Genomic DNA, 1,307 nt, shown 5'->3' on the forward strand with positions numbered 1-1,307 from the left:
GTCGTGGCGGATGGCCTTTTCCAGCCCGAGCCTTGGCGGCATCTGGGCAGCCGTGGCGGCGGGGCTGGGGCTGACAATCCGCACCGACATCGGCCTGCCGGCCAGCGTCAGCGCGATGACGCCGGAGATCGCCGGGCTGCCGGCATTGCCCAAAATGGCGTTGGTGCTGCACCAGAAGGATGCTGAACTGGATCCGGTGGCAGCGCGGCTGGCCGACATATTGCTGCAGGCGGCGTTGCAGGCGCTGCCACGGGACGAGCGGTTGAAGGAGGTCGCTTAGACAGCCGGAACAGGTATCCAGCGCCCGACCGCTTATTTACGCTTGTTCGACCTGCCGGCGAACGGATTGTCCGACGTGCGCAGCGCGATGCGGATCGGCACGCCGGGCATATCGAAGGCTTCGCGCAGGCTGTTGGAGAGATAGCGGACATAGGATTGCGGCATCGCATCGGGCCGCGAGCACTGGACAACGAAACCCGGCGGCCGGGTCTTGGCCTGGGTGACGTATTTGACCTTCAGCCGGCGCCCTGCCACGGCAGGCGGCGGATGGTGTGCCAGGATGCCTTCCAGCCAGCGGTTGAGCTTGCCAGTCGAGACGCGGCTGTTCCATACCTTGTGGGTCCTGATGACGGCATCCATCAGCTTGTCGAGGCCGCGCCCGGTCTCGCCGGAGACAGGTACGGCCTGCAGGCCGCGCGCCTGGGGAAGAAGCCGTTCCGTCTTCTCGCGCAGTTCGGCCAGAAGCTCCTGGGGATGGTCGATCAGGTCCCATTTGTTGAAGGCGATCACCGGCGCCCGGCCTTCCCTGATGATCAGGTCGGCGATCTGCAGATCCTGCTTCTCGAAGGGAATGGTGGCGTCGAGCACGATGATGACGATCTCGGCGAAGCGGATGGCGCGCAGGCCGTCCTGCACCGACATCACTTCGAGCTTTTCGTGAATCCTGGCCTTGCGGCGCATGCCGGCCGTATCGAACAGCTTCAGGCGGCGGCCATGCCAATCCCAATCGACCGAGATCGAATCACGGGTGATTCCGGCTTCCGGTCCGGTGAGCAGCCGCTCTTCGCCGATCAGCGCGTTGATCAGCGTCGACTTGCCGGCATTGGGACGGCCGACGACGGCGATGCGCATCGGTTTGGTGTCGTCATAGGTGTGCTCGGCATCCGGATCGGCGATATCCTCGCCGATCAGCACCTCGCCGGCAGCGATCTCTTCGTCTTCGCCATCTTCGTCTTCGCCGAAGGCGCGCGCTTCGCCGAGCGCGCCGATCACGGCGTCGCGCAAATCGGGCATGCCCTGGCCATGCT

At 65.2% G+C, this 1,307-nt stretch carries 1 protein-coding gene and 1 pseudogene; one reads left to right on the forward strand and one right to left on the reverse strand.

What is annotated here, in order from left to right; translation table 11 throughout:
• Positions 1–280 (forward strand): annotated as a pseudogene (locus EN994_RS31880) (LysR family transcriptional regulator); the annotation flags it as partial.
• Between the two features lie 32 nt (positions 281–312).
• Here the strand turns inward: EN994_RS31880 and der are convergent.
• Positions 313–1,307: ribosome biogenesis GTPase Der (der, locus tag EN994_RS31885; RefSeq protein ID WP_127308175.1), on the reverse strand; the 995-nt coding region annotated here is incomplete at its 5' end.

Source organism: Mesorhizobium sp. M7A.F.Ca.CA.002.09.1.1, from assembly GCF_003998555.1.
GTDB classification, from domain to species: domain Bacteria; phylum Pseudomonadota; class Alphaproteobacteria; order Rhizobiales; family Rhizobiaceae; genus Mesorhizobium; species Mesorhizobium ciceri.